At 69.5% G+C, this 25640-nt stretch carries 26 protein-coding genes and 1 tRNA gene; 17 read left to right on the forward strand and 10 right to left on the reverse strand.

The genetic code is table 11. From position 1 onward, the window contains the following. Positions 1–3 precede the first annotated feature (3 nt). On the reverse strand, positions 4–558 hold the full coding sequence (locus NQK81_RS15145; protein WP_126737158.1) for an HdeD family acid-resistance protein: 555 nt from the start codon (positions 556–558) through the stop codon (positions 4–6). A 191-nt stretch (positions 559–749) separates the two neighbouring features. Further along, positions 750–2903, reverse strand: coding sequence for a pectate lyase-like domain-containing protein (locus tag NQK81_RS15150; protein WP_371878872.1), 2154 nt, complete (start codon positions 2901–2903; stop codon positions 750–752). A gap of 269 nt (positions 2904–3172) precedes the next feature. On the opposite strand from NQK81_RS15150, the gene NQK81_RS15155 reads away from it, so the two are divergent. From NQK81_RS15155 to NQK81_RS15195, 9 genes are all read left to right on the forward strand, one after another. Next, positions 3173–3245 (forward strand) — tRNA-Ala (locus tag NQK81_RS15155). A gap of 116 nt (positions 3246–3361) precedes the next feature. Next, entirely contained in the window at positions 3362–3727 is a 366-nt protein-coding gene (locus NQK81_RS15160) for a hypothetical protein (protein ID WP_257488709.1), read from the forward strand. A gap of 41 nt (positions 3728–3768) precedes the next feature. Continuing rightward, complete coding sequence (locus NQK81_RS15165) at positions 3769–4548, forward strand: tyrosine-protein phosphatase (protein ID WP_257488710.1); 780 nt, start codon at positions 3769–3771, stop codon at positions 4546–4548. Between the two features lie 85 nt (positions 4549–4633). Further along, entirely contained in the window at positions 4634–5020 is a 387-nt protein-coding gene (locus NQK81_RS15170; protein ID WP_257488711.1) for an isochorismatase family protein, read from the forward strand. A 21-nt stretch (positions 5021–5041) separates the two neighbouring features. Beyond that, a complete protein-coding gene (locus NQK81_RS15175; RefSeq protein WP_257488712.1) occupies positions 5042–5983 on the forward strand; it encodes a DUF5996 family protein in 942 nt (313 codons plus the stop codon). Positions 5984–6147: 164 nt separating this feature from the next. Continuing rightward, positions 6148–6702 (forward strand): hemerythrin domain-containing protein, encoded by a 555-nt coding sequence (locus NQK81_RS15180; RefSeq protein ID WP_192746200.1) that lies wholly within the window; start codon positions 6148–6150, stop codon positions 6700–6702. Between the two features lie 534 nt (positions 6703–7236). Then, a complete protein-coding gene (locus NQK81_RS15185) occupies positions 7237–7434 on the forward strand; it encodes a hypothetical protein (RefSeq protein WP_257488713.1) in 198 nt (65 codons plus the stop codon). A 9-nt stretch (positions 7435–7443) separates the two neighbouring features. Continuing rightward, on the forward strand, positions 7444–10155 hold the full coding sequence (locus NQK81_RS15190; RefSeq protein ID WP_257488714.1) for a helix-turn-helix transcriptional regulator: 2712 nt from the start codon (positions 7444–7446) through the stop codon (positions 10153–10155). Positions 10156–10263: 108 nt separating this feature from the next. Continuing rightward, on the forward strand, positions 10264–10632 hold the full coding sequence (locus NQK81_RS15195) for a YciI family protein (protein WP_126737700.1): 369 nt from the start codon (positions 10264–10266) through the stop codon (positions 10630–10632). Positions 10633–10695: 63 nt separating this feature from the next. On the opposite strand, the gene NQK81_RS15200 is transcribed toward NQK81_RS15195, so the two are convergent. From NQK81_RS15200 to NQK81_RS15210, 3 genes are all read right to left on the reverse strand, one after another. Then, a complete protein-coding gene (locus tag NQK81_RS15200; protein WP_257488715.1) occupies positions 10696–11802 on the reverse strand; it encodes a hypothetical protein in 1107 nt (368 codons plus the stop codon). A 313-nt stretch (positions 11803–12115) separates the two neighbouring features. Then, complete coding sequence (locus NQK81_RS15205) at positions 12116–12412, reverse strand: hypothetical protein (RefSeq protein WP_257488716.1); 297 nt, start codon at positions 12410–12412, stop codon at positions 12116–12118. A 52-nt stretch (positions 12413–12464) separates the two neighbouring features. Further along, complete coding sequence (locus tag NQK81_RS15210) at positions 12465–13529, reverse strand: DUF5925 domain-containing protein (RefSeq protein ID WP_257488718.1); 1065 nt, start codon at positions 13527–13529, stop codon at positions 12465–12467. Positions 13530–13680: 151 nt separating this feature from the next. On the opposite strand from NQK81_RS15210, the gene NQK81_RS15215 reads away from it, so the two are divergent. Further along, positions 13681–14871, forward strand: coding sequence for an ATP-binding protein (locus tag NQK81_RS15215; RefSeq protein ID WP_257488719.1), 1191 nt, complete (start codon positions 13681–13683; stop codon positions 14869–14871). Continuing rightward, positions 14868–16589 (forward strand): tetratricopeptide repeat protein, encoded by a 1722-nt coding sequence (locus tag NQK81_RS15220; protein WP_257488720.1) that lies wholly within the window; start codon positions 14868–14870, stop codon positions 16587–16589. Before NQK81_RS15215 ends, NQK81_RS15220 begins: the two co-directional genes overlap by 4 nt. A 40-nt stretch (positions 16590–16629) precedes the next feature. Here the strand turns inward: NQK81_RS15220 and NQK81_RS15225 are convergent, their stop codons facing one another. After that, the gene (locus NQK81_RS15225) at positions 16630–18357 is read right to left on the reverse strand and encodes a DUF2334 domain-containing protein (protein WP_257488721.1); all 1728 of its coding nucleotides are present in this window, start codon (positions 18355–18357) and stop codon (positions 16630–16632) included. Next, positions 18354–19556: a non-hydrolyzing UDP-N-acetylglucosamine 2-epimerase gene (gene wecB, locus NQK81_RS15230; RefSeq protein ID WP_257488722.1), complete on the reverse strand. Its 1203-nt coding sequence runs from the start codon at positions 19554–19556 to the stop codon at positions 18354–18356. The genes NQK81_RS15225 and wecB overlap by 4 nt, the downstream gene beginning before the upstream one ends. A 262-nt stretch (positions 19557–19818) precedes the next feature. On the opposite strand from wecB, the gene NQK81_RS15235 reads away from it, so the two are divergent. The 3 genes from NQK81_RS15235 to NQK81_RS15245 are packed head-to-tail and all read left to right on the forward strand — an operon-like array spanning position 19819 to position 22155. Beyond that, entirely contained in the window at positions 19819–19980 is a 162-nt protein-coding gene (locus NQK81_RS15235; RefSeq protein ID WP_257488723.1) for a hypothetical protein, read from the forward strand. Positions 19981–19984: 4 nt separating this feature from the next. Continuing rightward, positions 19985–21484: a glycosyltransferase family 2 protein gene (locus tag NQK81_RS15240; RefSeq protein WP_257488724.1), complete on the forward strand. Its 1500-nt coding sequence runs from the start codon at positions 19985–19987 to the stop codon at positions 21482–21484. Continuing rightward, complete coding sequence (locus NQK81_RS15245) at positions 21484–22155, forward strand: RlpA-like double-psi beta-barrel domain-containing protein (protein ID WP_257488725.1); 672 nt, start codon at positions 21484–21486, stop codon at positions 22153–22155. The genes NQK81_RS15240 and NQK81_RS15245 overlap by 1 nt, the downstream gene beginning before the upstream one ends. Positions 22156–22158: 3 nt before the next feature. Here the strand turns inward: NQK81_RS15245 and NQK81_RS15250 are convergent, their stop codons facing one another. The 3 genes from NQK81_RS15250 to NQK81_RS15260 are packed head-to-tail and all read right to left on the reverse strand — an operon-like array spanning position 22159 to position 24142. Then, positions 22159–23238: an MAB_1171c family putative transporter gene (locus NQK81_RS15250; RefSeq protein WP_257488726.1), complete on the reverse strand. Its 1080-nt coding sequence runs from the start codon at positions 23236–23238 to the stop codon at positions 22159–22161. Next, positions 23235–23717, reverse strand: coding sequence for an ImmA/IrrE family metallo-endopeptidase (locus tag NQK81_RS15255; protein ID WP_126737690.1), 483 nt, complete (start codon positions 23715–23717; stop codon positions 23235–23237). The genes NQK81_RS15250 and NQK81_RS15255 overlap by 4 nt, the downstream gene beginning before the upstream one ends. Before the next feature lie 2 nt (positions 23718–23719). Further along, positions 23720–24142 carry a helix-turn-helix domain-containing protein gene (locus NQK81_RS15260; RefSeq protein WP_257488727.1) on the reverse strand — a complete coding sequence of 141 codons (423 nt, stop codon included), beginning with the start codon at positions 24140–24142 and terminating at the stop codon, positions 23720–23722. 156 nt (positions 24143–24298) lie between these two features. On the opposite strand from NQK81_RS15260, the gene NQK81_RS15265 reads away from it, so the two are divergent. The 3 genes from NQK81_RS15265 (at position 24299) to NQK81_RS15275 (ending at position 25404) form a co-directional block, all read left to right on the forward strand. Further along, positions 24299–24565, forward strand: coding sequence for a hypothetical protein (locus tag NQK81_RS15265; protein ID WP_126737688.1), 267 nt, complete (start codon positions 24299–24301; stop codon positions 24563–24565). Positions 24566–24576: 11 nt separating this feature from the next. Then, positions 24577–24858 carry a hypothetical protein gene (locus tag NQK81_RS15270; protein ID WP_192746216.1) on the forward strand — a complete coding sequence of 94 codons (282 nt, stop codon included), beginning with the start codon at positions 24577–24579 and terminating at the stop codon, positions 24856–24858. A gap of 105 nt (positions 24859–24963) precedes the next feature. Beyond that, a complete protein-coding gene (locus NQK81_RS15275) occupies positions 24964–25404 on the forward strand; it encodes a hypothetical protein (protein WP_257488728.1) in 441 nt (146 codons plus the stop codon). Positions 25405–25640 lie beyond the last annotated feature (236 nt).

Below are 25640 nucleotides of genomic sequence, written 5' to 3' on the forward strand. Positions count from 1 at the left end.
CCTTCAGGCTTGGGTGAGCTTCCGCAGCCGGAAGGCCAGCACGAGCAGCATCACGCCGTACAGCAGGGCGTAGATCCCGACCAGCAGCGCGATCCCGTACGCGCCGGCGATCGGGTTGAACACGATCACGATGCCCGCGATCAGCGAAAGCGCGCCCGCCGCGATGAGGAACGCCTCGCCCTCGATCTGCTTGCGCAGCCGGATCGCCGCGACGATCTCCATGATGCCGGTGAAGATCGCCCAGAAACCGACCAGCAGCGCCAGCACGAGCACCGTGATCCCCGGCCAGATCAGGACCAGGACACCGGCGATGATGCCGAACGCGCCGAGGACTCCGTAGGCGGCGCGATGGGCGGCGTCACCCGGCCGGAAGGCCTGCACCACGCCACCGATGCCGTCGAAGATGGCGTAGATGCCGTAGAGGATCGCGAGGGCGAGGACGGTCGTTCCCGGCCAGATCAACGCGAGAACGCCGAAGAGTATGGCGAAGACCCCGCGCAGGGCGGCGAGCGGCCAGGCCAGGCGGGGTTCGACGACGGTGAGACCGACGAGAGGCATGCGCCGAGTATCGGAGCGCCGGTGCGCGAGCGCGCGGCACGCCACCCGTTGGGGTGAGGCCGGTGCCGCATCCGACAGGTGTTGCGAAAGCCACTTTCGCAACCTTCGACGTTGGGAAAGTGGCTTTCGCAACACCGCGGCGAAAAGGCCGGTGCGCGCCGCGACCGCCATCCCGGCGCGCACCGGGGTCATCAGGGATAGGCGACCAGGTTGGCCACGGTCGATCCCGAGTTGGCGGGTCCGCCGCGGTCGTTGATCACCCGGCCGATGGTCCCGTTCCCGCCGAGGGAGACGGCGACCATGCTGCGGAACCGGACGTTCGGATTGTTCGGGACCTCGATCGCGCGATCGGCCACCACACTCGGATTCACGTTGAAGTAGCAGTAACTTCCGAGCCCGTAGGCCTCGTGGTTCGTCACCGAGCCCGCCACCTTGTAGGCCGCGTAACCCCGCGTCGAGCCGTTCATCCAGGCGGCCTGATTCGGTGGGTCGTAAGGCATTTCGTTCTGGTAGAAGTACGTGCGGCCGCGCTCGCCGTTCCAGATCGTCTGGTACTTCTGGTAATGCTCGACGAACAGGCCGTACATCGTGATGTCGTCGCCGTTGACGATCAGGCCGGTGTCGGCGGTGTTGGTGTTCCAGCCGACGCCGCTGCCGTGGTCGGCACGCCAGATCCACAGGTGGTCGCCGATGACGTCGTCGCTGTTGACCACCAGGCTGTTCGTGGCCTTGCCGACGCCCGCCCCGCCCACGCGGAAGAAGACGTCGTGCAGCGAAGTCGGGTTGGCCGCGTGGTCCTGCGCCGAATTCGCCGGGCCGACCTCCATGAGCGTGTTCGAGTTCGTCGTGCCCGCGTCGATCAGCACCCCGGCGATCTTGACGCCGTCGACGTCGGCCACCGTCATCGCGGTGATGCCGTTGTCCGGGATCAGCGTCGCCAGGCCGAGGCCGAGCACGACGGTGTCCGGCCGGGTGACGCGGAGCGTCTCGTCGAGGTGGTAGACGCCCGGGGTGATCAGGAGGTCCTTGCCCTCGGCGAGGGCGGCGTTGAGCTGCGCCGCCGTCGTGCCGGGCTTCGCGATGAAGAACCGGCTGATCGGCAGCGAGGATCCCGGCTGGCCGGCGCCCCACGTGATGCCGGAGGCGTTGGTGCGCTTGGCAGGCACGAAAACCTGGTACGCGCCCGCGCCGTCGACGTAGAGGAACGGCTTCTCCCGCACGACCGGCGTCGTGTTCACCGTGGTGTACGGCGGATTCGGGAAACTGGTCGCCGGCGCGCCGCCGACGCCCGCGAACACCATGTTCCAGTTGGAGCCGCTCCAGCTCCCGAACTGCGAGTTGCGCGAGATCCATTGCTGCTGCGAGCCGGACCGGACCTGGCCGTCGATCTTCACGTCGGACATCCAGCCGCCGCTCGACCAGCCGCCGTCGTCGAGCTGCAGGTTGCCGCGGACATGCATGCGGCGATACGGCGCGGCCTGCGAAACGGCCCACCGATCGGTGCCGCCCGCCGGGTTGACGGACAGGTTTTCCGCTCCACGCCAGAAGTTCTGCGTCGCGTTGCCCTGGAACCAGTCGGCCTCCGCGTGCACCGCGCCGTTGATCGTCACGTTGTCGGGCGAAAGGCCGAGCCCGAGCACCTGTGTGTAGAACCCGACGTTGACGTCGACGTTGTACGAACCCGGCTTGAACAGCAACGCCTTGCGATTCGAGCCGAACTGACTGGTCTCCTGCTGCGAGAACACGCTGTTCACCTGGGACTGGATCGCCGCCTGCGACATACCGGGGTCGAAGACGAGCACGTTCGGTCCGAGGTCGGGGTTCGCGGCGCCGGCGACCGGAGTGAGCCGGAAGGACTGGGCACCGGTGCCGTTGCAGGCGTACTGCTGGAGCTGGGTGCCGTCCTGGGTCGACAGGCCGGGGATGTCCAGGCATTTGCCACTGTTGCGGCTCACGAAGTGATACGTCCCACCCGACTCCTCGACCGGCGGCCACTGCTGGTTGTTCCCGCCGCCGTAGGCCCACAGGTGGATCAGCCCGCCGTCTGCCGTCGACACGTCGGCGACGTCCCACACCTGGGCGGGGTTGTTTCGCGTGTTGACCCGGTAGTAGCCGCCCGACGTGGGCTGGAACTGCCACTGCTGGGAAAAGGTCTGGTTGCAGGCGTACTGCTGGACGACCGTCCCGTTCGCCGTTCCGGCGGCGCGCGCGTCCACGCATTTCCCGCCGGTGGTCGACACCGTGTACCAGGTGTCGGGGACGATGGCCGCCTGCGCCGCCGGAGCCACCACCATCAGCGCTCCGACCAGTGAAAACAGGGCTACCAGGGCTGCTCTGGCCCTCATCGGGACCTCCTCCGCGTCATTCGGGCAGGGCGAGCTGAGGCGGAGCCCAGTGGAGACGCGGCGTAGCGGGCGGGGACCTCGGCGTCACGATGGTCGAAAACGTAACGGCGGTCACACGCGGAGTCAATACACGTCTAAAAATAAGACTCAAAGATGCTGGTCAGCGCGATTTACGGCGGTCAGGGGTGCATAGAGTGACCCCCACGTGAACGGCACTGGAGGGCGGTGTAATGTATGGACACACGAGATGCGGAGAACAACACCGCTCCGGGGCTATGGCGCAGCTGGTAGCGCACCTCACTGGCAGTGAGGGGGTCAGGGGTTCGAGTCCCCTTAGCTCCACAATACGAAACACCGCCCACCTGGCAGATTCGCCGAGGTCGGGCGGTTTTTTCGTTTTTCCTCACGAATCGGCGTGTCGAACTTCAGTAGCTGGAGCACGCACGAGGGGACAGGCCATGGGCGTCTACGTGTCGGTCAGAGGATGGCTGGAGTGCGAGGAGAAGCAACTCGCCGCCATCCAGGAGATCATCTCGGCGCACGACGACGGCTTCTACACACGCGGCTGGAGCCTGCCCCGCGAACCCTTCAACTGGACCTGCTACGTCTTCTACGGCGGCGATATCCGGCAACAAGCGGTTGATTGGGTACTCGGCCAGCTCGGAAGCATCGCGCGACTCCCCGCGTCCGACCCGGACAACGACCTGGTCCGAGGCTTGTTCTTCGCCAGCCACGAGGCCGACGGCATGAGTGAGTGGCGGATTCACCAAGGGCAGGTGCTCATCTCGTCAGGCGACAAGCGATACCGCTACCTCGATGATTAGTGGCACAGACCCGGCTTGATCGACGAGGGAGCGCCCGGACGATGAGCACGAGCAGAGCGGTGGCCTGGGAGGGTTTCTTCAACACCAGGGACCTCGGCGGACTACCCACCAAATCCGGTGCCACGACGCGTCATGGAGCGTTCTTCAGGGCGGCGGACCTCCGTTTCGTCACGGAGACGGGTTGGGCCCAGGCACGCGAGTGCGGTGTCCGCACGGTGATCGACCTCCGCAACGCGGACGAGATCCGGCCTACGGAAACGCCGCTCACGGCACAGGCGGGCTCGGCACAGTTCGCCGCCGCGTCGGAAGGTCCCGCCACCCCGGCCGGCGTCGACCGGATCGAAGTCCCGCTCGACGACATCGACGACATCGGGTTCTGGCGGCACGTCAACCGTGAGCGGCTCAACGGCTCCCCGCTCTATTACCCCGTCTTCCTCCAGCGCAAGGCCGAGCGTTGCGCGGCCGTCATCAAGGCGATCGCCCGCACAGATCCCGGTGGTGTCCTGTTCCACTGCGGCGCCGGCCGGGACCGGACCGGGCTCGTCGCTCTTCTGTTGCTCGCGCTGGCCGATGTCGAACCCCAGGCGATCGCCGCGGACTACATCATGTCCGCCGAAGGCCTCAAAGCCCTGTTCGCAGCCATGGGAACCGCCGACCAAGGACCGTCCATTCAGGCCGCCCTCGCGGATCGGGGCACCACGGCCGAAGAGGCCGTCATCGCGACCCTCGACGGATTCGATGTCGAGCGGTACTTGCTCAGCGCCGGCGTCACCAGCGATGAACTCGGCACTGTTCGCGACCGGATGATCGAACGAGCCTGAATCATCCGTCGTCGTCGGAAGCTGGTCGAGGACCCGTTCAAGCGCGGGCCCGATGACATCGAGCTCGGCATCGGTGAGCGCCCCGATGAAGTATCGCCGGACAGCGGCGACGTGGGCGGGAGCGGCGGCGACGATGGCCGTCCGGCCCGCCTCGGTGAGCCGCACCATCGACCAGATCTGCGTTGCCATGCCCGCGATCCAGGCCCTCGACGACGACTACGCCGTCTACGTCGTGACCGATGCCTGCGGCGGAGTGTCGGCCGAAGCGCACGACATGGCCTTTCGGCGCATGGTCCAGGCGGGTGTGGTGCCGATGACCTGGGTCGCTGTCCAGGCCGAGCTGCAGCGCGACTGGGCTCGCGAAGCGACCATCCCGGCGCTCGTGGAGATCGCCGCGCAGCACCAAGGCGGTACCGGAGTCGCCTTCGACTGGGAAACACAGCTGCTCAACACGCCCGCCACCACCGCCTAGTTCCGAGAGGAAGCGAGACCGATGACCAGCCCCGCGACAACGAGCTGGCCGAGCCTTCGGGTATCGGACTGGACCCCCACCCGCGAGACCCTGCACATGTGGACCCAGATCGTGGGCAAGATCCGCATGGCGCACGCTCCCCTGGTCAACCATTGGTGGCAGGTGACGCTGTATGTCAGCCCGCGTGGTTTGAGGACCTCGGCCATCCCCTACCGCTCCGGGGCCTTCGAGATCGAGTTCGACTTCGTCGGCCACCGGCTCGAGGTCCGCAGCAGCGACGGCGGCACGCGGAGCTTCCCGCTCCGGCCGATGCCGGTCGCCGAGTTCTACGCCCGGATCATGGACACGCTCGACCGGCTCGGGATCGAGGCGCCGATCCGGCCGCACCCCAACGAGGTCGAGCCCGCGATCCCCTTCGCCGAGGACCACACCCACGCCTCCTACGACGGCGAGGCGGCCGCCCTGTTCTGGCGCCAGCTGTTGCAGGCGAACCGGGTGATCGGCGAGTTCCGGTCGCATTTCGTCGGCAAGGTCAGTCCCGTGCATTTCTTCTGGGGAGCCATGGATCTCGCCTGCACCCGGTTCTCCGGGCGGACGGCCCCGCCACATCCCGGAGGAGCGCCCAACTGCGGCGACTGGGTGATGGTCGAGGGCTACTCCCGCGAACTGTCCAGCTGCGGGTTCTGGCCCGGGGGCGGTGAGGAAGGCGCCTTCTATTCCTACGCCTACCCGGAACCGGAGGGGTTCGCCGATCAGCCGATCGGCCCCGACGGCGCGTACTTCAGCACGGAGTTCAAGCAGTTCCTGCTGCCGTACGAGGCCGCCCGCACCGCACCCGACCCCGACCGCACCGTCGCCGAATTTCTCCACAGCACCTACGAAGCCGCCGCGAACCGCGGGAACTGGGACCGCTCCGCGCTGGAAGACGACCCCTTCCGCTGGCACGGAAACCTTACGACGTAAGGAAACAGCGGCACCCGAGGACTTAGTGTGGCTTCGCGCCCACGCCGTGTGGAAGTACGTTCGGGTCCGCGCGCCGCAGCCCGAGTGCTCGCCACCACGTAATCGGCATGCCCGCGACCGTGCCTCGAGTTGCCGGACCGCCGCCGCACGGGAATTCTCGACATATGACTGCCGTGACCATTCCCCGCCCTGTCGCCGGTGACGTCGTCGACCTCATCCTCGACGATCACCGCCTCTTCGAACAGCTCCTCCGTGATCTGCGGGACGCGACCGCGGACCGTGAAGGTGCCCGGGCCGCGCTGTCGGCGGCACTGATCGCCCACGGTGAGGCCGAAGAACAGGACGTCTATCCCGCCCTGCGGCGCAAGGACGCCATCGACGAACACGAGCAGGAACACGGAGAGGAGGAACACGCGGAAGGCAACCAGGCGCTGTTGAACCTGCTGGAATGCAAGGGCACCGACACCCAGAAGTTCGATGACGCGGTCGAGAAGCTGGCCGAGGCGCTGATGCACCACATCGGCGAGGAAGAGCAGACGATTCTCAATCCGGCGCGCACCGAAGTGAGTGAGAAGGTCCGGCAGGATCTGGGCACGGCGTGGGCCTCGCGCCGCAACGCGTTGCTCGACCAGGACTGCGGATCGATCGAGTTCGTCAAGAAGGTGGTAGCCCGGGCCGAAAAGTCCGGTTTACTGTCCTCTGAGGACGACGATTCCTGAGTCCTGTCCCGAAATCCAGGACGGGTGCCAGTCTCGGCCCGAGGTTTGCAACGGCCGGGTATCTCTTCTTCATTGCGCGATGTGTCCGAGTTCGTCACCTGGCGCCGAAGGCGGGTGGGACGGATGTCGACACGACCTGATTTTCCGCGCAATGAGGCGAAGCCCTGCGACTTGGCCTACGACCTGGAAGCGACCCCGAGCCGGGACGTACGTTCCGGAGTCCGCGATCTGCTGGCCTCACCGTCGACGACGCGGTGCCGGTGACCGGCGAACTGGTCAGCAACGCCAACCGGCACGGTGACGCGCCCCGAGCCTGCCGGCTGGAGTTGAGGGACGAGGGCGAGCGGCTGCTCATCGAGGTCGACGACTCCTCTCGCACCAGCCACGAATCGGAACACGCAACCGAGGCGAGTACGAGACCGTCTGGGCGGAGCTGACCCTGGACCGTGACGGCAGCAGCGGCCACGCCCCGCATCTGAAAGTGGCACAGTCCTGTCCTGGGCAAGCCCAGGACAGGACACCCGGCCCGAGCCGGTGAAACCGGCCATCAACCTCGTCGCCTGCGCGATGATGCTGGCTTTCCTCGACCCCATCACCGAGCTCTCCACCGGCGAGCAGCCGTTGCGGGACATCTGGTTCGTCTCGTTCCTCGCCGCCACCGCCCTGGCCATCCTGACCTTCGCCACCGTGCTCTCGGTCTTCAAACCGTGGGGCCGGATCCGGACCCTCTAGGGTGGCCGCATGTCGCTGGTGGGAAGGGACGTCGAGCTGGCGCGGATCCGGCGTCTGCTGACGAACGCGCGTGACGCGCGTAGCGGAGTGCTGTCGCTGCGGGGCGCGGCGGGCATCGGGAAATCGGTCCTGCTCGACCAGGCCGTGTCGATCGCCGAAGCCGAGGGTATGCGCGTGGTCCGCGGGGCGGGCGTCGAGTCCGACTCCGAGCTGGCGTACGGCGGCCTGCACCAACTTCTGTTTCCTCACCTGGATCGGCTGGACGCCCTGCCTGCTCCCCAGGCCACGGCTTTGCGGTGCGCTTTCGGACTGGCCGAGGGGGACGAGGCCAACCGGTTCCTGATCTCCGCCGGCACCCTGTCGTTGCTCGCCGATCTGGCCGAGGACGCCCCGCTGCTGTGCGTGGTCGACGATCTGCAATGGCTCGACCAGGGTTCGGTGGAGGCGCTGCTGTTCGCGGCCCGCCGCTTCGTGGCCGACCCGATCGCGATGCTGTTCGCGGTGCGCGAGACGTCGGCGCCGTTCGAAATCGCCGGTATCGAGGTCGTGGATCTGTCCGGTCTCGCCGCGGCCGATGCCGCCCGGCTGCTGCACGACCACGCGCCGGAACTCGTCGAACCGGTGCGGGCCCGGGTCCTCGCGGAGTCCGTCGGCAATCCCCTGGCGATCATCGAGCTCGGGTCGTCGCGGCTCGCGGCACACGCCGCCGACGAGCCCGACCCGGCCGAACATGTGCGCCCGCTGCCGGTGACCCGCCGCGTGCAGGAGACGTTCCGCCGCCAGATCGTCGAGCTTCCCGAAGCCACCCAGCGCGCGCTCCTGGCCGCGGCGGCGGACACGGCGGCGCCGCTCGCGACGATCCTGCACGTGATCGAGGCCCTCGGTGGCACCCCCGGCGATCTGGCGCCCGCCGAGCGCGACCGGCTGCTCCGGATCGACAGCCGGATCACGTTCCGTCACCCGCTGGTCCGGGCGGCCGCCTACCAGGACGCGCCGCTGCACCGGCGGATCGAGGTGCATCGCGCGTACGCCGACGCGCTGGAGGCCGACGCCGATCGCCGGGCGTGGCACCTCGCCGCCGCCACCACGGCCCCCGACGAGACGGTGGCCGCCGAACTCGAAGGCGCGGCGGAGCGCGCCTGGCACCGAGGCGGCGCGATGGCGGTGTCCGCCGCCTACGACCGCGCCGGCAGGCTCAGCGCCGACCGGGAGCTGAAGGCCCGGCGTATCGCCCTGGCCAGCCAGGCCGCGTTCGATGCCGGCAAGGCCGACCGCGCCGCCAGGCTGGCCGCCGAAGCGCTCTCGCTCACCACCGACACCGGCGTCCGGGCCGACGCCATCTACACACGCGGCGCCGTGGAGTACGAACGCACGTCCCCGCGGGCCGATGCGGAGCTGGCGATCGGGGCCGCGGAGCTGGTGCGCGACACCGACCCGGAGCGCGCCGCGCTCAACTTCTTCGAGGCCGTGCACGCCGCACGGCACGGAGCGGCGCACGACCTGCTGCGGCGTGTGGTCGACCTGATGCGCGGGTTCACCCCGCCGGAGCACTGGGCACCGGTCGTCACCGCCCTTTTCGGGTGGGCTGAGCTCTTCGCCGGACGCCCGGAGCTGGCCGTCGGGCCGATGCGCGAGCTCTACACCACCACGAGCGGCGGCGGGAACGACCTGATGCATCGCGTCACGGCCGGGTTCGGCGGGCTCCTGATCGCGGACGACGACGGCGTCGCCGCCGGTACCGAGGACATGCTGGCCCAGGTGCGGGCCACCGGAGCGCTGGGCTGGATCCCGTACACCCTGAACGTGCTCGCGGTGGCGAGGATGTTCCGCGGTGAGTTCGCGGACGCCCGCGCGTGCGTGGCGGAAGGCGCGTCCGTGGCCGCCGAACTCGGGAACACGACCGAACGCCTGGCACACCGGTCGCTGGAGGTGTGGCTCCACGCCGTCTCGGGTGACGAGCCACGCTGCCGGGCTCTCGCCGAGGAGGTGCTCCCGCGGGCCCGGGCCCGGCACCGGGTCAACGCCGAGATCGCGGACTGGGGTCTCGGCATGCTCGACCTTTCCGCCAGGCGGTTCAAGGAAGCGATCGACCGGCTCGAGAAGGTGCACCAGGGACCCGCGAGCCGTGACCTCCTGATGCGGGCGGTGCCGGATCTGGTCGAGGCCGCCGTGCGCTGCGGCGAGCCGGATCGCGCCCGCGAACCGCTGGCCACGTTCCGGCACTGGGCCGAGCACGTCGACCGTCCGGTCGCCACCGCGCTCGCCCTGCGTTGCCGGGCACTGCTGGCCGATGACGCCGAGGCGCTGTACACGGAGGCGCTAAGGCTTCAGGAGCTGCACGGCGGCCCCTACGAGCGTGCCCGGACCCAGCTGGTCTATGGCGAGTGGCTGCGCCGCCAGCGCCGCCGCACCGAGGCCCGCGCCCATCTCGCGGCGGCGGTGTCCGCGTTCGAGGACCTCGGCGCGGAGCTCTGGGCCGAGCGCGCCCGGGGCGAGCTGGCCGCCTTCGGCGAGCGAGGCGACGAGCCCCGGCGCAGTGGCCCGCTCACCCTGTTGACCCCGCAGGAGCTGCAGGTCGTACGGCTGGCCGCCACCGGTCACACGAACAAGGAGATCGCCGCGCAGCTCTTCCTCAGCCCGCGGACCGTCGGCCACCACCTCTACAAGGCGTACCCGAAACTCGGCGTCACCGGTCGCGCCGGGCTGGCCGGCCTGGTCTGACGGCTTGCGCCGGTCATCGGTCGCCGGAGATGGGTCACGATGACCGATGCGTCACCGCGGTGCCTGCCCATAGCGTTTCCGGCAGACACAGACCACGAGGAGACGACAATGACGAAGTACTTCCTGAGCCTCCCCCACGACTCCGCCGAGGAGCCGACGATGGAGAACATGGACCCGGCGGAGCTTCAGGAGATCATGGCCGCGGTGGGTGCGTTCAACACCGCCGTCGAGGAGGCGGGCGCGTTCGTGACCGCCGGTGGTCTGCAGCCGCCGTCGACCGCGACGACGGTGGACTACTCCGGTGACAGCCCCGTGCTGACCCCCGGCCCGTTCGTCGAGGCCAAGGAATACCTCGGCGGGTTTTGGATCATCGAGGCCGAGAACGACGACGTCGCGATCGAGTGGGCCAAGCAGGCCTCGCGTGCGCTGCGCAGCAAGGTCGAGGTGCGTGCCCTCCAGGAGGAGCCCGGCGCCTGACGGTGCGCTGAGGCCGATGTGCCGACGCGGATTCGTGGGTCCACCCGCGCCGGCACATCGGCCTCACCGTCCGGCTCGACCTATTGCGTTGTCGATGCGCTGTCGCTCGGCGTCGCGGAGCTTCCGGTAGTGCGCGGCTCTGGCCCGGTCACCGACCTTGCCTGCCGCTTCGGCGGCGCTTTCCAACACCACCAAGGACAGGCCGGGCACGTCGCGAGCCTGACGGTCCGCCTCGGCGAACACCGACTCGGCGAGCTCGCCCTCCGCGGAACCGGCCAGCAGGAACAGTTCCTCGACGTACATCCGGCCCAGCCCCACCTCCTGCCACCCGGACACGCCGTCCAGGGCCCGACGGCACTCGCGCAGCGCCTCCCAGGCGGCGTGGTGGTCGCCGGCCTGGCGTTCCAGTCCGGCGAGGGTCCGCCAAGCCGACGCCGATTCCCAGTCGTTTCCGGCGAACGCCAGGCTCTCGCGCTGCGCCCGCGCCGCCTCGGCGAACGCCCCCAAGCCGGCCAAGTAATGGCGGAGCAGGCCCAGGGTCTCCTTGTCCCGCTCGCGGCCCGCCGCCCACCGGTCCAGCTCCTGACGGGTCAGTTCACGGTCGCCGGTCAGCTGGGCGCGCCTGACCCAGGTGAGCTGGTCCTCGGCGGCCGGATCGGCGGGGAATCGGGAGCGGTTGCGCTCCGACCACTTCGCCAGGTCCTTTTCGGAAACGCAGGGCCTGCCCTTCTCGTCGAGCAGACGCTCCAGCACGGCGTCACGGTCGGCATGCCCGCTGTCGCGGACGAAGGCGATGGTGCGCCGGACTCCCGCGGCGAAGAGGTGTTCCTGGTCGTAACCACACCAGGTGTCGAAGTTCGCCACCTTGATCTCCCAGTGCAGCCACACGTCCTCGACCTGCCGGTATTCGGCGAGCAGGAAACCGGCCAGCTCGGCTTCCTCGCTCAGCCCCTGGAACGGCGCCTCGTGACGGCACACCGCCTCCTGGCCTGCCAGCCATCGCACCAGCGGGAGATCGCCGGGCCGGCGGTCGTATTGCAGCGCCCACAACACCTTCGCGCGCCGCACCGCGTTCGCGTCGCCGTCCTTGGCACGCTCGTAGCGCACTTCCTGCCAGGCATCGGGCGATTCCCGCATCCGCTCCAGCTCGCGGCTCGCGCTCTCCATCACCCGTCAAGGATCGCAGACGGCGTCCTGGATGCGGGCGGATGGTGCGACTGTCCACAAGGGACCCAGTCGTCAAGGCGAAGGTGGCGTGTTGCGAAAGCCACTTTCGCAACCTTCAACGTTGCGAAAGTGGCTTTCGCAACACGTCGGCAGGGGTAGATCGCGACGTGGGCCCGGCGATGTCCGAAGGGGTCGCGAAAGCCACTTTCGCGACGCCTGATGTCCCGAAAGTGGCTTTCGCGACGTGGGCACGAGGCGGGCCCGGCCGAAGCAACCGCCGTGTTGTCCTCAATGGAACGACGGACTCAATGAGCCGTCAGCGTCTCCGCGGAGCGGTGTAGCGCGGGGCCGTCGGACGCTTAGCGGTCGTCTTGCGGTGGGTCGTGGTGCGATGGGTCGTCGTCGTGCGCGTCGTCTCCGGCGTCGTCCGGGTCGTGGTGGTCGCCGGGGTCTGCGGCGGCCGCGTCGTGGTCTGCACGAGGCCTGTCGTCGGAGTCGTAGGGGTCGTCGTGGTCGTCGCGGGCACCACCTGCCCCTTCCCCACCCCGCCCGCGCCGCAAGCGCCGAGCAGCGCGATCGCGCCGATGACCAGGCCACACCACCACACTCGCATGGCCGGACCCTAACAGCCCGGCCCCCGGGAATCCGGCGAACGGCGAACCCGGCTAAACCGCGGCCCGCAGGCGGTACAGCTCCGCCAGCGTGGCGCCCTCCGCGCCGATCCCCGCCCCCGCGCCCAGCCAGGTGACCGCCTCGTCCTTCGGCAGCCGGGGGATCTCGATCTCCGCGAGACAACGGCCCGGCCGGACCACCGCGGGGTGCAACCGCGCGACGTTCTCGTTGGTGGTCAGGCAGACGAGGATGTCCAGGCCTTGACCGAGCAATCCGTCCGTCAGGTTGAGCAAACGGGACAGCGCCTGCCCGGAGTCGCGTTTCGCGTCCGCGCCGACCAGTTCGTCACAGTCTTCGAGGATGAGCAGCCGCCATTTCCGCTTGTCCGCCCGCTCCTCGCCGAGCACCACCGACGTCAGGTAACCCGGATCGGCGAACAGGACCTCGGGGTCGAGGACGTTGTCGACCTGGCACCAGTCCCGCCATTCGTGCGCGAGCGCGCGCACGGCGGTCGTCTTGCCGGTGCCCGCGGGGCCGTGCAGGAGCACCAGCCTGCCGGTGACGTCCTGCGGCCGCACCGTCATGAGCGTGTCGAGCGCGGTCACCGCCGAGCGCGGGTAGTTGCCGCGGATCTCCCGCCACGGCGGCAGATCCATCGTCCTGGGCGCACGAACCCCGGCGCCACCGCAGCCTTGCACGTGCCAGAAACCGACCGGTACGGCCGACTCCCCCGGCGTCCCGGTCCGTGCGGTCCGGACAGCGGCCGCGAGCACCTCGTCCGCCAGGTCGCCGGAGGTGGCGGACACGCATACGGTCGCGGCGCCGGCACGTCTCCGCAACGCGACGAGTGTCCATTCAGGTCCGAAGGCGAGGTGCGAGTGCCGCCCGTCCAGTTCGTACGTCAGATCCGCGTCGACTCCCGGCGGCAGCAGCGTCGCCTCCGGGGAGACCTCGGTGATTTCGGCGGCTCGTGAGTGCGGCTGCGCGCCGGTGATGAAAGGCTCCATCGCCAGCGAATTCAGCACGCCTTCCATCGGCGCGTTGCCGCCGAAGAACATCGCGCGGTCGAGCGTTTCGATCGGTACGGGCTGGGGTGTTTCCGTTGTCCTTGCTGTCACCACGCCACGATCCATCCGGCGAGGCAGGCGCACATCAGGGACCGTCCCCCAATTCACCCCTGACAGGGACCACCCCCGGTGCCCCGGCGATCGAAGGGATGCTTTTCTGTCCCGGACGGACATGGCCACGGCTCATATGAGAGAGAACCGCATGACCAGAGACGACAAGGCAGATCCGGACGACGGCTTCGTCGAGGTCATCGCGCGCGAGGTGGAAGCCGATCCCGGCAATCTGGCGCTGCGCGAGGACTTCGTCACGCTTCTGCTGGAGCGGGAGCCGGAACGCGCCGCCACCGAACTGGCGGCGTTCGAGGCCCACGGCGGTGATCCGGGGCGGGTCCGGCTGCTGCGCGCCCGGCTGATGGCGACGCGGTTGCGCGCCTCGAACCCGCCGCCCACCGAGGCGGTTCCTGCCCCGGCCGACGAGGACCACCAGGAAGGCGCTGTGTCGGCGTCGCTGTGGGACGCCGAGCGCCCGAAGGTGACGCTGGGCGACGTCGCGGGGCTCGCCGAGGTCAAGCAGCACCTGAACACCGCGTTCCTCGCTCCGCTGCGCAACCCTGAGCTGGCGGCCGCGTTCGGGCAGAAGCCGGGTGGTTCGCTGCTGATGTACGGCCCGCCCGGCTGCGGGAAGACGTTCATCGCCAGAGCGATCGCCGGCGATCTCGGCGCCTCCTTCCTCCACGTGACCCTCGCGGACCTGCTCAGCAAGTGGATCGGCGAGAGCGAGAAAGCGATCCAGAGCGTGTTCCGCCACGCCCGCGCGGCGACACCGTGCGTGATCTTCTTCGACGAGTTCGACGCGCTCGGTGGACGACGTACCTCCGGTGGCGGCGGGTCGCACGCGATGCGGATGCTCGTCACCCAGCTCCTGGAGGAGCTCGACGGCATGGCGGGCACGAACGACGGCGTCTACTTCCTGGCCGCGACGAACCGGCCGTGGGACATCGACTCCGCGCTGCGCCGTCCGGGCCGGATCGACAAGACCGTGCTGGTGCTGCCGCCCGACGCGGTCGCCAGGGCGGCGATCGTCCAGGGCGCCCTTGCGGGCAAACCCGCCGCGGACGTCGACGCCGTGGCCGTCGCGGCGGCGACCGAGGGGTTCTCCGGCGCCGACCTCAGCCACTTGACGACCACCGTGCTGCAGAAGGCGATGATCGAATCGATGAACAGGAACGAGCTGGTGCCGGTCACCACCGACGCGCTGCTGGCCGCGGTGGGCGACATCGTCCCGTCCACGACGTCCTGGTTCGACCAGGTGGCGCCGGTCCTGGAGTACGGCGTCGACGACGGCACCTTCGACCAGCTCCGGGCGTACCGGGTCAAGCGGGGCATGCGATGAGCGACACCGTCGAGCGGGACCTCGACCTGGCCTGGGAACTCCTCGAAGCGCAGCCGACGCATCCCCGGGTCGCCGAGCTGGCGGCGCGGGTGCTCGCGGCCCAGCCGGAGCGGAGCAGCGCGTCGATGGTGCTCGCCTATCACCGTGAGTCGCTGGGCGACGCGGACGAGGCGCGGCGCCTCTATCTCCGGGTGGCCGGTCGCCACGACAGCCAGTTCATCTGGGCGGCTCGTGCGCTCCGGCATCTGGAAACGGCGGAGAACAACCACGACGAGGCGCTGCGCTGGGCGCGCACCGTGCTGGGCCGGAACCACGAGGACTGGGACGATCGCATGCAACTGGGCAACACCCAGGCGCGTTCCGGGCTGCACGAGGCCGGGTGGCGGCAACTCGACGAGGCGGTGGAGCTGTGCGCGCGGACGGCGCCGGACGACCTCCCCAAAGCGCTGGCGAAACGCGCGGAGTACCTGCTGGCGAGCTGCGCGCCACCCGAACGGTTCGTTCCCGCGGCCGAGGAGGCCATCCGGGCCAACGCGGCGGACTCGTGGGTCGCCATGTTGCTCGGCTACGCGTACCTGGCGCAGTACCGGTTCGACGACGCCGAACAACTCGGTCTTCGGCTGCTGCGTACGGATCCGACCGACGACCTGTTGCAGACACTGGTGGATACCGCCCGGACGATGCTGCGGATCGTCGAAAAGGCGCGCGGCGACGACATCACCCTGGCGGATATCCAAGGCACCGGCGCGCTCGAGATGGCGTGGCAGCAGATCCGCGACCTGAAGCTCGGCATCGACCTGGACTCCGCACTGGCCGCGCTGGACGCGGTGATGCCCGCCGAGCTGCGCGACAGCCTGCGGCCGGGAGCCACGGCAGGCGATCTGGCCGACGGCGACGAAAGGGTCGGCTCCATGGTCGCGAAGGAGCTGCTCACCTGGCACGACGGCCAGCCGCCCGGCTCCGGTGCCACCTGGGGCTGGACCGAGTCGTTCCGCCTGATGTCGGCGGCCGAGATCCTCGCCATGAACGCCGAGATCGAGGCAGACCAGGCGGCGCACCCCGATTGGCCGGAGAAGGAGGTCTGGGACCAGGTGATGACCGACGACGCCGGGACCTACCTGGTCGCCGTCGCGTTCGGAAAGCTGGTGAAACGCCGGGCGGGACGGCCCGACGAGCCCGTCGCCGACTCGATGGCGGACTGGATCTGGGACCGGGTGGCGGGCTTCGGCGGCCGGGACCCGCGGCCGGCACCGCTGAAGACCGAGGAACCCACGGACGATCCGCTTCCCGCTCCCGGGACGCCGCTGACCGGTGTCATCGAGACGATGTGCGCCGCACTGGGCAGGCCCGAGGATTCCCCGGCGTGCGCGGAACTGCGGGAGCTCTTCCCAGGCTTGACCGTCCGGCGGAGCGAGCTGGTCCCCGACGAGCCGAGCGTCGACGGCGTCTACCTCGAGGCGCTCGACGGGCTGGTGACGAGGGTCGGTGTCGACGTCGCGGTCTGCCCGGCCGCGGACCGGCTGATCTCCGGGCTCGACCTCGGCGGGCATCGTGGGTCCGTCGACGCCTACGTGCGGGCGCACGGGGCCGTTCCGCAGAACAGCTGGGTGAACCGTGCCAACGGCGAAGCCACGGTCGTCTACGACTTCGCCGGGCACCGGCTCGGCTTCCGCTGGGCGGACGGGAGTATCGCCCACATCCACGTCACCGGTGCCTGAGCGGCGGCCGGCGCCCTGATCGGGGGCGCCGGCCGGACGCTCAACCGCGGGCGACCTCGCTGGCGGTGGTGAACTCGTATCCCTGCGCCCGCAGGCCGAGTACGACCGTGCTCAGGTGCTCCAGCGGCAGGAACGGGTGGAAGAAGAAGCTCGCCACGTTGTCACGGACCACTTTGGACTTCGCGCCGTCGGCGAGCAGGTCCGCGGGCAGGCGGGCCGGATGCTGGTTGAACGGCTCCGGGGCGACGTGGTCCAGGTTCTCGGGGATCACGACCGCGCCGTAGACATCCCTTACCGGGTAAGGGAAGTACTGACCGTACTTGGTCTGGTACGACACGGTCGAGGTGGAACCGCAGGCCCCGCGCGGGCAGTATCCCGCGAAGTAACTGCCCTGGTCGTAGCGCGCCGCGAAATGCGAACTGACCTCTTTGTAGTCCACCGCGGAACCGCCGTAATGCGGGAACTCGAACACTTCCGGCTCCGGCAGCCCGACCCGGCGGAACTCGCCGAGCCCGGTGGCGATCCGCCCGCGGAACCATTCCGCGGAATCGCCGGGCACCGGGCCGGTCTCCACGACGTGGTTGTTCTCGTCCACGATCGCCGTGTAGAACTCGTAATCCGCGGAGCTCGCCCCACCGTAGGGGTTCGCCAGCTCCTCGAACTGGTGACTGTAGCCGTGCATGATCATCGTCGCGCCACGCCGGATCGCGTGGTGCAGCGCGTCGACCAGGGCCGGACTGTCCACGAGCCGGGCGAAGGTCGGCCTGCCGCCGTTCGCGACGCCGTGCGGGTCCACGTAGTACGGGTAGACCGCGAGTGAGAACGGAATCCCTTGCCCACCGAGCAGATCCGCGATCCGGCGGATCTGGCCGGGATCCGTGCGCGGCCCGATGTCCTCGATCCGCACGAGCGCGCGGTGCCGTTCCTCGGTCTTCGGAGCGAGCGTGCCGAGCAGGATGTCGGCGGCGGCGAGGTACCGGTCCCCCTCGTTGACGTAGGAGAACGGCGCCTCCGCGAGGTAGGTGAAGGTCCCGGAACGCACCGCCCACGGCGTGGGCTCACCGCCCGTCCCGCTCTCCGCGAGCACTTCGTTGACTGCGGGGTTTTCCCGCCGCACCAACGGAATCGAGCCGATCTCGGGATTGCGTTCCAGCGGAACGTTCTTGTAGCGGACCTCGGTCGGCGAGGTCGGGGTGCGGCCGACCGGCGTCCATCCCCAGCGCGCGGTGATACCGGGGTCGTGTTCCGCCAGGCGATGGATGTTCTCGCCCATCCAGACGACCGGCACCTTCGCGGCGGCCACGTCCGCGAGCAGCGCGGCGGGCAGCGCGGCCTCGCTGATCGAGCCGACGTAGACCAGCGCCTGGTATCCGCCGATCTCGCCCGCCCGGTAATCGGCCGCGGCGCGCATCGTCCAGCTGCCCGCCCGCGAGACCAGGTTCGCGGTCTGCATCGCGTGCGCCTCGGCCATTCCGGCCTCGTCCGCGGCGGCGGGCGGGTTCGGCGCGTCCCGCTCACCCGCGTCGTAGACCACGAGCGTGCGGTGGGCGCGGTTCCCGCCGGGCCCGGGGCTGCCGACCTCGCTGCCCAGCGCCAGCCGGTCGCCGAGGGAGACCGGGGCGGCCGCCGGCGACGCGAGGATCGCGCTGGCCGGACGCGTGTACACGACCAGCGTCACGAGCCCGGTCGCGACGACGACGGCCAGCGCCGCGAACCTCAGCCCGGCGGGTGTCCGGCGGCGCCGGTGTCCCTTCCGTTTCCCGGTCATACCAGCACACCTCCCGGCAGCGCGGCGAATTCCTCCACCGGCTCGGCGGTCAGGCCGAGCAACCGCGCCAGCGCGAGCTCGGTGCGCGACGCGGCCTTTCCGTCGCCGAACGGGTTGCCGTTGCTCATCATGGCCGCCCGGGCCCGCGGGTCGGTGAGGAGTTCCGACGCCGTCCGCACGATCAGCTCGCGGTCGGTGCCGACCAACCGGGCACAGCCCGCGTGCACGGCCTCCATCCGCTCGGTGACCTCTCGCAACACCAGCACCGGCACGCCGAAGGTCGGCGCCTCCTCTTGGATCCCGCCGGAATCGGACAGGACCAGCGTGGCCGCCGCGAGCGCGCCGGCGAGTTCGTCGTAGCGCAGCGGCTCGGTGACCACCACGCGAGACACGCCGCCCAGTTCGGCGCCGACCAGTTCGCGGACGGCCGGATTCGGATGCGCGGGCAGGACCACGCGTACACCGGGATGCCGGGCGACCAGTTCGGCGACCGCGCGCAGCACCTGGCGCAGGGGCTCGCCCCAGGATTCGCGGCGGTGCGCGGTCACCAGCACCAGCGGCTCACCACGGGTGGCCGCCTCCACGGCGGCGGCGACCCGTTCGTCGCGGTAGTCCACCGCCCCGCGGTCGGCGATGGCGCGGATCGCGTCCACCGAGGTGTTGCCGGTGACCAGGATCCGCTCCGCGGCGACGAGTTCACGCGACAGGTTCTCCGCCGCGGCCGGGGTCGGCGGCAGGTGCAGGGACGCGGCCTGAGTGACCAGCCGCCGGTTCAGCTCTTCCGGGAAGGGCGCGGCCAGATCGAACGAGCGCAGGCCCGCTTCCAGATGTACCACCGGGATCCGGCGCCAGAACGCGGCGAGCGTGCCTGCCAGCGTGGTCGTGGTGTCCCCCTGGACCACCACGACCGCGGGGTGTTCGCGTTCGGCCAGCTCGTCCAGGCCGGTCAGCATCTGGCCGAGCAGTTCGGGCTGGCCGCCGTCGCGGCGGTGCAGTGGCAACGTGACGTCCGCGCGGGCCCCGAAGGTCTCCAGCGCCTGGTCGACCATCGTCGGATGCTGCCCGGTGGCGACCAGCACCGGCTCCATCCGGCCCGCCAGTTCGATCGCCTCCGCGACCGGCGCCAGTTTGATCGCCTCCGGCCGGGTCCCCATCACGAGCCACACCCGCGGCCGGGTTCCTTGTTCATTCCAAACCATTACTCCCCCAAGGTTCGAATATTGTTTTCGGCGACTCCGCGCACTTCGCAAGATCCTTTGTGCGGGGCGCTGTGCCCGGTGCGACGCAGAGTGGTTCTGTCCGGTTCCCGTCGAATTTCCTCACCCGATCGAGGGAACCGGGACGCGGCTCCTCACGTCGTAGTCGACGATGCGAGACCGGCCGGGGGGCCCGGACGCATCACGCGCAATCCTTCGCACACAAGGATTTGAGCATTTCTAGCTCTTGGGGGAGAACATGTCTGTGATCCGGATCGGACCGGCGGTCGGCGCGACGGCGACCATGGGGCTCACCGCGAGCGCCGGGATTTGGCTGCCGCTGTCACTCGCCGCGTTCATTCTGTTGCTTTTCGCCATTCGCTCGATTCTCGTCCGAATCGCGCCCGCGCCGGAAAGGGGGCAGTAGCGAAATGGAGACCAGTCTGTCCGTCATCGCCACCATCATGGTCGGCGTCCTGATCTGGTGGCCGCTGCAGAACCTCGTCCTGGCGGTGTTCGCCTGGCGGTCGCCGCAACGACCACGCAGTGTGCGCCGGACGCCGGATCCGGTGCCGTTCTGGATCGTCATCCCGGCACTGAACGAAGAACGCGTCATCGCGAACACGGTGCGCAACGCGCTGGCCACCGGTACCCGGTACACGCCGGTCCGGGTCGTCGTCGTGGACGACGCCTCCGACGACGCGACGCCGCGGATCCTGGCCGGTATCAGGGATCCGCGGCTGCACGTGCTGCGCCGCGAGCTCCCGATGGCCCGGCAGGGCAAGGGCGAGGGCCTCAACACGGCGTACCGCTACATCCTCGAAATCGCGCGCCGGGAAGGCACGATCGAGCAGACGATCGTCGGGATCGTGGACGGCGACGGCCGCTGCAGCGACGGCATGCTCGACGAGATCGCCGAGCTGATGGCGGAGAAGTCAGTCGGTGCCGTGCAATGCCGCGTGCGCATCCACAACCGGCACAAAACGCTGGCGCTGCTCCAGGATCTGGAATTCGGCGCCATCGCGGACTCCGCGCAGTCGTTGCGTGACCTGGTCGGCAGTGTCGGCCTTGGCGGCAACGGCCAGTTCACCCGGCTGTCCGTCCTCGCCAGGTTCCACCCCGGCCCGTGGTCGGCCTGCCTGGTCGAGGACCTGGAACTCGGCCTGCGGCTGCACCTGGACGGCATCCGCGTGCGCTACACGAAATCCGCGTGGGTCACCCAGCAGGGGTTGACCGACGTGAAACGGTTGCTGCGCCAGCGAACCCGGTGGGCGCAAGGGAATCTGCAATGCTTCCGGCATCTTCGCAGGCTGACCACGTCGAGGTTCGTCAGCGGCGTCGGCCTCGCCGACTTCCTGATCTACCTGCTCTCGCCCTGGCTGACCGTGCCCATGTCGCTGCTGCTGGTCGGGCTGGTCGCGGCCTCCGCCGTGGCGCTGGCCACCGGAAGCACCCTCGGCGGACTGGTGGCCACAGTGGACACTCTGCCGACGTCGGCCGCGATGCTGGTGGGGCTGGCCATGCTGCCGAGCCTGCTCTGGGGGCTGGTCTACTGGATCCGGCTCCGCGACGAGAACATCTTCCGCTGCCTGTTCGCCGGGCTGCTCTACCCGTGGTTCCTGGCGCTGGGCATCATCGCGACGTGGCGTGCGCTGTTCCGGCTCCTGTCCGGGCGCAACGGCTGGGCCAAGACCGAACGGCTCGCCGAAGACGGCCAGGCCGCGCCGCCGATACCGATGCCGTCGATGCCGTTGCCTTTGCCCGTCCCGGTTCCCGCACCCGCGCCGCGCCCGGCCACCCCGCCGGCGACGCTCGATCCCAGTGTCACGCAGCCGATTCCCTCGGGGATCCTGGCCGCCGCCGAACCGACCCGGCCGGTGCCGCACCCGCTGGCCGAAGCCGAACCGACCCAGCGACTGGAGCGAGTGTGATGGCAAGCCGGCACCGGCGCGGCCCGAAACGGAACAGGCTCGTTCTCGTCCTCGCGGCCGTCGTGCTGGCCCTCGCCGCGGCCTCCACCATCGACCGCGGCGACGCCGGGAAGGAGTCGTCCGCCGGGTGGTACGTGACCGTGTACTACACCGCCGTCGAAGCGCACTACGACGACGACCCCGTGCCGGTCACCGGCTGCCTGGTGATCGACTGCGAACGCGGTGACGACCCTCTGGGGCGCTACCCCGAAGGTTTCGTGCAGGCCGTCGAAGCCGAAGGGACCGGCCGCATCGTCAGCGGGCGGCACGCCGGCCGCTACCTGAACTGGTCGCACGACACCGGTTTCTGGCTGGACAACGCACCCCGTGACAGCCACGGCCGCCCGCTGGAGCCGTTCGTCTCCGCCGCCGCGGACCCGAACGTCCTCGGCGCCGGCCGCGAACTGCGGATCACCGGCTGCGGCACCGCGGAGGACGGCTCGGCGATCGACGCGGCCGTCTGCGACAAGCTGCGTTCCGCCTCCTGGCGGATCATGGACGAGTTCACCCCCGGCCTCGGCGGCGACCGGCACATCGACGTCTACCTCGGCGAGGAGACCCGGCCGGATTTCACCTCCGACCCGATGTACTCGTCGCTGCACAACGCCACGCTGGAGCTCGGGAAGCCCTGACCGTCAGGACAGGCGCCCGGCCTCCGCCAGCGCGCGTTCGCGTACCTCCCGCACGACACGGGACTTCGTGAACGCGGACGACATGGCGCTCAGCCAGGCGCTTTCGTCCCGCACGCTGGGTTGCGGACCCGCCGGGTGGTTCGGCCAGCTGCGGCCCGCTTCCCGCATCACCAGCGCCGCCGCGAGTTCGGCGGCGGCGCGCGTGGGTCCGTCGACCGGGGTGCGCAGCCAGTCCCCGAGCTGCGGCGGAACGTGTGCCCGCACGGCGAGGAGACCGTCACGGATCTCGATCACCCTGCGGTACAAGGTGAATTCGAGGTCGTGGCGGACGGGCAGCGCGATCTGCGGATGGGCGGCGACGAGTTCCTTCCACAACGGCGTCACCGCCCGGATCCCGCGCCACGCGCGCACCAGCCGGAGCGCGCCGTCCCAGGTGGTGAACAATCCGCCGGCGACCCACAGCACCATCGCGCAGAGGCCGACCAGGCGGGCGCGCGGCAGGAAGTCGAGGTCCGCGAGGTCCGTGATCTCCAGCCACAGTGAGGGAAGCCCGGAGAACAGCACCCACACGATGGTCGCGACGGCGGCGCAGACCAGGATCCGCAGCCCGGTCCGGAATGTCCCTTGTGGACGGACCTTGGCACTGCGGGCCAGCGTGCGCGTGAACATCACCAGGCAGGCCATCCCGTACGTCGTGAGGACGACCTGGTAGACGACGACGCTCCACCGCCACTGGAACGCGGGCGTGCCCACCTCCAGCCGATGCGGGGCGATGTCCAGGTAGCACAGGACCATCAGCGCCCAGCACAGCAGGATGGGCCAGAACGGCGTCGGCTTCTCCGGTGACCGGGTGCTGCGGACCAGCTGGACGAGCGCGCGCATCGCGAGCAGTTGCAGCGCGTTGGTGACCAGCCGCGGGAGCAGGTCGTCGCCGAGGAACCGGACCGTGGCGTCGGCGGAGAGGGCGAGGCCCGCCGCCATGCTGAGGAAGAACGTGGCCAGATGCCTCGGCCCGGCGCGAACCGTCATCAGCCGGGCGAGGCCGATCGCCGCCAGCAGCGCGGCGGACAGATAGCTGATCATGAACCGAGGGCGTGGCGCAGCCGGTCGGATTCCGGCGCGGCGCTCACGGCTCGGCGCATGAGCAGCGATGCGACGAGTTCGGCCTCCTTCTCCTGCTCCTGCGCGTACGTGGTGCGGCCAAGGACCCGGCGGACCAGGTCGGCCGAAAGCGAGGGCGCGACCATCGCGGCGATCGCCTCCGGCCGCACCTCGCCTTCGACGTGCCCGCACAGCAGATGGCCGAGTTCGTGCAGCAGGATGTGCCGCTGGTGCAACGGAGACGTGTCCCGCGTGTAGAACACGTAGTCCGCCCGGTCGGTGGCCGCGAGCACCCCGCACGGCGCCCCCGGCCGCGCCTCGAGCGCCACCAGTTCGATGGGCCGCCCACGCATCGCCGCGACCTCGCCGAACAACGTGGTGACGTCGAACGGTTCCGGTAACCGCACGGTGGCCGCGATCCGCTCACATCTGCGCCAGAGCGCGCTCTTCCTGCCGAACATCGCTACTCCCCCTGGTCACGCATGGCCTCGCGCCGCTTGATCGCCTCGACGATGTCGGTCACGGTGCCGAGCCCCTCCTCGGACAGCGTCACCGCGCGCAACGCCAGGTTGCGCACCGCGGTGTTGCGCAACGCTCCCAGCAACTCGACCTCTTCGGCAAGAGCCCTTCCCTGTTCGTCGTCGAAGAAGTACGCGGGCGGCACCTGGAAGAACGCCGCGAGCGCTTCGAGGTGCCGTTTGGTCGGATTGTCCCGGCGGCCCGTCCGCAGCTGCCAGAGGTAGGCGGCGGAAAACGACTCGCCGGTGATCTCGCGGCAGGCCCGTGCCACCTCCTCGTGGCTGTGCTGCTCGCCGTTGGGCCGCCGGACCACCTGGAAGAGGCGGTCGATCCGGTCGGTGAGCGTGGTCGCCCGTGGTTCGGTCATCTTCACCTCCGTAAGCTGAAATGAATCTCAGCCTTCGTCACGTTCACATGAGTTGACATAAACGCCTGCGGTCCCTTACGGTCACCACGTTAGCTGAGATGAATGACTGAAGGGAGTCAGTCGATTCTGGCTGACGACCCAGAAGGGGGAGCTCTCATGAGGAAGTTGCTGACCGCGGTGGCACTGGCGGCCGCCGCGATGACCGTGTCGGCGACGCCGGCACTCGCCGTGGAGACCGGATACTTCTACGGCTCCGGCATCGGCCCGGGCCCGTCGGACGCCATCGGGTCGGCGGAAAAGGTCGCCCGGACGTACGCCCGGAACACGAACTGGCTGGACTCGCAGTGCTACGTCCGCGCGTCCGACGTCCGGTCGCACTTCTACTACTACAGCGCGATCGTCGAGCTCTACTGCCAGCGATGAAAGGGGAAAGCATGAACAGGACGATCGCCCGCGCGACGGGGGCCGCCGTGGCCCTCGCGGGACTCATGACACTCGCGCCAGGGGTGGCGAGCGCCGCGGAGACCAGGGCGTTCCTCGGGACCACCGTGGAGAAGACGTCGGCCTCGGCCAAGCGGACGGCGTTGCAGCAGGCCTACGATCACGCCTCCGTCTACGGGTACACGCCCGACCAGTGCGTGACCATCCACCTGTACTCGGTGAAGATCAGCTTCGTGATGTACCGGGGTGAAGCCGGGATCCACTGCACGAAGTAGGCGGCGCCGCGAAAGCCACTTTCGGGACATCTGATGTCCCGAAAGTGGCTTTCGCGACACCCGCGCCCCGGCGAACGCGCGGATCGCGCAGGCTAGGTTGGCCGGATGAGTCTTCTCGATGACGTGGCCGAGCGCGACGGCTGGCGCTGCTGGGTGTGCGACGAACCGGTCGACCCGGACATGTCGGTGAACGACCCGCGCGGGCCGAGCGTGGACAGCCGGACCGCCGACCGGAAGGCCAAGATCCCCGAGCGGCTCGCGCATCGCGGGTGCAACACGCGTAAGGGCGCGGTCAAGGTGGTCATCGCCTGGCCGGACCGCCTCCACGTGGCCGACCCCGCGCCGCTGATCACCGTCGCCGGACGGCTGGAGCGCAAGGGAGGCCGCGAACTGGTCGCCCGCTGCCCGACGGAGCGAGACGCCAAAGAGGCCGCGGAGTGGCTCGAAGACCGGTTTTCCCGCCTGGTACCGGGATTGCCGGTGACCGCGGGCGTCGAGCCGGGCGGAGGCCAGTTCCTCGTCATCCTGAACGCCGGGCGCCGGTGACGTGATCGGCGGGCAACGTCCGTCTTAAGAGGACACCGCCGGACCGTCATCGCGCACGCCTGCCCAGCGGGATGGAACGTGAGTGGTGTGTTGCGAAAGCCACTTTCGCAACGTTGAAGGTTGCGAAAGTGGCTTTCGCAACACGCCAACCCCGACGTGGGCCACGAACGAACCAGAGCCAAACCGGACCCGCGACGACTTACCGTCCTTTATGGACTATCCGGTCGCACCACTGA

Origin of the sequence: Amycolatopsis roodepoortensis (genome assembly GCF_024628825.1) — a bacterium.
In the GTDB taxonomy this organism is placed as follows: domain Bacteria; phylum Actinomycetota; class Actinomycetes; order Mycobacteriales; family Pseudonocardiaceae; genus Amycolatopsis; species Amycolatopsis roodepoortensis.